Origin of the sequence: Pseudarthrobacter raffinosi (assembly GCF_023913735.1) — a bacterium.
Taxonomy (GTDB): Bacteria; Actinomycetota; Actinomycetes; order Actinomycetales; family Micrococcaceae; genus Arthrobacter; species Arthrobacter raffinosi.
Genome location: NZ_JAMXBH010000047.1, coordinates 1 through 3,403 on the forward strand (window position 1 = coordinate 1; position 3,403 = coordinate 3,403).

Annotated in this window: 3 protein-coding genes; all 3 read right to left on the reverse strand. The window is 65.8% G+C overall.

The features are described 5' to 3' along the window. Positions 1–87 precede the first annotated feature (87 nt). From NG698_RS21460 to NG698_RS21470, 3 genes are read right to left on the reverse strand one after another with little or no spacing between them, the layout of a single operon-like run. Positions 88–1,083: a tyrosine-type recombinase/integrase gene (locus tag NG698_RS21460; RefSeq protein ID WP_252603973.1), complete on the reverse strand. Its 996-nt coding sequence runs from the start codon at positions 1,081–1,083 to the stop codon at positions 88–90. Beyond that, the gene (locus NG698_RS21465) at positions 1,080–2,018 is read right to left on the reverse strand and encodes a tyrosine-type recombinase/integrase (RefSeq protein WP_252603971.1); all 939 of its coding nucleotides are present in this window, start codon (positions 2,016–2,018) and stop codon (positions 1,080–1,082) included. The genes NG698_RS21460 and NG698_RS21465 overlap by 4 nt, the downstream gene beginning before the upstream one ends. After that, positions 2,015–3,262 carry a tyrosine-type recombinase/integrase gene (locus NG698_RS21470; protein ID WP_252603969.1) on the reverse strand — a complete coding sequence of 416 codons (1,248 nt, stop codon included), beginning with the start codon at positions 3,260–3,262 and terminating at the stop codon, positions 2,015–2,017. Before NG698_RS21470 ends, NG698_RS21465 begins: the two co-directional genes overlap by 4 nt. Positions 3,263–3,403 lie beyond the last annotated feature (141 nt).

Sequence of the window (3,403 nt, forward strand, 5' to 3'; positions counted from 1 at the left end):
AATTATCCTGATGTCCGGATTATGCCGATGTCTGCCTGAACCCGCAGTTCAGGGCCGGGTGGGTGCCGGAATGTTCGGCATAATCTCTCAGAGGTTTTCCAGGAATTCCAGCAGGGTGTCTGCCGGTGTGTAACGTCCGGGCATTGTGTCCGGCGGTGCGGTCCGGTCCAGCGCGCGTTGCTTGATGGCCAGGTCGGCGTGCAGGTATGTCTGGGTCGATTCAATGGATTCGTGGCCCAGCCAGAGGGAAATGGTTGCGGTGTCGATGCCCGCGGCGAGCATCCGCATGGCGTTGGTGTGCCTGAGGACGTGCGGAGTAACCGTTTTTGCCGCCAGCGTCGGGCAGGTGGTGGCCGCATCGGTCGTATGCGCGCGGAGCCGTTGCGCGACCGCGTCGGTTGTCATCGGCCGGCCGCTGCCTTGGGCGGTGAAGACCGCTGACGCGGGAGCCGGTGACAGGTTTTCCTCATACCAGGCCTGCAGGGCCAGGGACGTGGCGGTGTCAAGCGGTGTGATCCGCTCTTTGCGGCCTTTGCCGTGGGAGGCAACGTGCGCCGGGCGGGTCAGCTGGAGATCGGCCCATGCGAGGTGCGTGAGTTCTGAGATCCGCAGGCCGGTGGTGACCAATGTCAGGACAATTAGCCGGTCGCGTCTGCCGACCCAGCGGGCTTCGGGCGGGGCCGCGAGGAGGGCGTCGACCTCGGTGTCCGTGAGGTAGCTGATCTGTGCTTTGGGTGCGTTCTTGGCCCGGATAGCTAGCACCCGTGCAATCAGGTCCGCGTGCTCGGGATGCAGGTACGCGGCGTAGCCGAAGAACGCGTGAATGGCCGCGAGCCGGGCGTTTCTGGTCGCGGCACTGTTGCCCCGGCCTGTTTCCAGATAGGTCAGGAATCCGGTGACCGTCTCAGCGTCGAGGTCGGTGAAATCGGCGGCGGCCGGGCGGCGGTGCCGGTGATCTCCGAGGTAGGCCAGCAGCAGCCGCCAGGTGTCCCGGTAGGCCGCGACCGTATGGGCGCTGGCGCCTCGCTGGCCGCTCAGGTAGGCGGTGAAGAAGGATTGCAGGGTGGGGGCGAGCTGGCTCATGACAGGAGCTTTCCGTGGGTTTGTGCGGTCTGGACTCTTTCGGTTACCAGGGCGAGTAGTTCGGGGGTGGAGCTCAGATACCAGTAGGTGCTGGCCGGGCTGACGTGGCCGAGGTAGGTCGCCAGAACAGCGATCCGAGCGTCGGCGTCAGCGCCGTCATGGTAGGCCTCGGTAAGAGATTCGGTGGCGAAGGTGTGACGGAAATCGTGCAGGCGCGGCGCCTTGGCCCCGGGTCGGGGCGTCAGGCCAAGGGGCGTGGCCAGGGATCGGAATGCTGTCTGCAGGTTTCCGGTGTGAGGGCGGGTACCGATGTAGGTGAGGAAGAACGCGTCCGGGTCGCGGGCCGTGACCAGGTCCCGGCTCGCGCTTAGATAGCGGCCCAGTGCACCGGCCGTGCTCGGGTGCAGCGGGACCAGACGTTCCTTCCCGTATTTGCCGGTCACTGTGATCACGTCGGCGGCCAGATCGACATCTTCCAGGTTCAGGGCCAGGGCTTCCCCGATCCGCATGCCGGTGGCGGCCATCAGCCCGATCACCGTGGACACCGTCAGCCCTCGGGCTGGCGGGCCCAGACTGAGTGCGGCGTCCATCAGCTCAACGGTTTGCCGTGGCGTGTAGATGTATGGAATCGCATGAACGACCTTCGAAGGTATCAGCCCGGCCGCGATGATCGGGGCCAGTGCGGGATTCCGTGCGTGAACATAGGCGGCAAAGCCGCGGACCACGGCCAGCCGGTAGGCCCGCCAGCGGGGCGAGGCATCCGTCGGCAGGACTGCCCAGGCCACGGCCGCTTCAACCGTGATGGCTCCCTGGCCGGCGGTTTCGAGGCTGAGCAGGAAATTGGTGATCAGCCCCTCGTGCGCGTGCAGTGTGGCGCCCATCTGCCGGCGCAACCGCAGATACTCCTGCTCATAGCCGGCCAGAACCGTGGTCATCGGACCCGCCCGGGAACAATGACTGATCCGGGGGCGCCTCTTTCAACACGCGGCCATGGTCTGGCCAGGGTCCTCAGGGCGGACAGATCGACCCTGGCATAAATGACGGTGGACGCAGGACTGCTATGGCGCAGCAGCTGGGCCGCTTCGGTCAGCGTGCCGCCGGCGGCCAGGACACCGGTCGCGGCACTGTGGCGCAGTCGGTGAGCCCCGACCGGGGAAGCCATACCTGCACGCTGTCCCAGCCGGTTGACGACGGCGCTGATACCGGAACGGCCCAGAGGTGCGTGGGGGGCCTTCGCCTGCAGGAACAGGTGGCGGTCAGGCATGGCCGGGCGTTCATGTTCGAGGTATCCGGCGATTGCCGCGCCGGCATCGGCCGGTAAGGGCATGGGCTCCGTGACCCCGCCTTTCCCGCGCACGAGGACGGTCCCGGCACGCCAGTTCAGGTCATCGAGGCGCAGACCGGCCGCCTCCCGTGAGCGCAGCCCAAGCCGGGAGAGCAACACGACGATGGCCCGGTCACGGCACGAGCTCAGGCGTGAATCCGCGGTGTGGCTGATCAGGTCGCTGACCTGGGCCGGCGGCAAGGCTTTGGGTAGGGCGCCGAACGCGGAGTAGGAGACCGGGCCGATTCCCTCCGCCAACGCCTCGTTGATGGTCCCGGACAGATACAGCCATTTCAGCAGTGCTCGCAACGCGGTCACCGCGACCCGGACGGACCCGGCGGATTCCGTACCGCCGCGGACGAGCAGGAAGCCCGTGACCTCGTTGACGGACAAGTTGCCCAGAACCGAATTCGTCCGGCTGGCACGCCAGCGCAGGAAGGGCCGGACCTGGTTCAGGTAATTCTCGACAGTCGTCGGCGCCAGCGCCCGTTCGCGGGAGAGATACTGCTCGAACCGAACCAGGGTCTGCTCCCAGTCAGGCAGGACGGACGGCGCTGCTGCCGCCCGCTCAATGTCTGAATCGGAGAGGAATTCGATGAACCTATCCAGCGAGCGGGCCGTGCTCAGGTTTCTGTGGCTCTGGCGGCGATGCCGGAAGAACTCTTCGACCGCTTCCGGAGATAGATCGTGAATCGCAAGGCCCCGAGCATGCATCCACCCGGACAAGTCGGCGAGCATCTGCAACTGCTGGGCCGCGGTCCCTGGCGAATAGCCCAGCGCGGCAAGCCTGACGCGGAACCCTGGAAACAGTGAGGCCAGCGGGCCATGGACACGTACTTTGACAGGATCGCTCATGATCCTTGTCCTTCCGAGAGAAGACGGGAGGACAAGTATCAGACAGTCACCGGATTATGCCGAACATTCCGGCACCCACCCGGCCCTGAACTGCGGGTTCAGGCAGACATCGGCATAATCCGGACATCAGGATAATTTAGG

Coding starts and splice junctions, on each gene's coding strand:
- NG698_RS21460 (WP_252603973.1), bottom strand. CDS start 1,083: ATGAGCCAGCTCGCCCCCACCCTGCAATCCTTCTTCACCGCCTACCTG.
- NG698_RS21465 (WP_252603971.1), bottom strand. CDS start 2,018: ATGACCACGGTTCTGGCCGGCTATGAGCAGGAGTATCTGCGGTTGCGC.
- NG698_RS21470 (WP_252603969.1), bottom strand. CDS start 3,262: ATGAGCGATCCTGTCAAAGTACGTGTCCATGGCCCGCTGGCCTCACTG.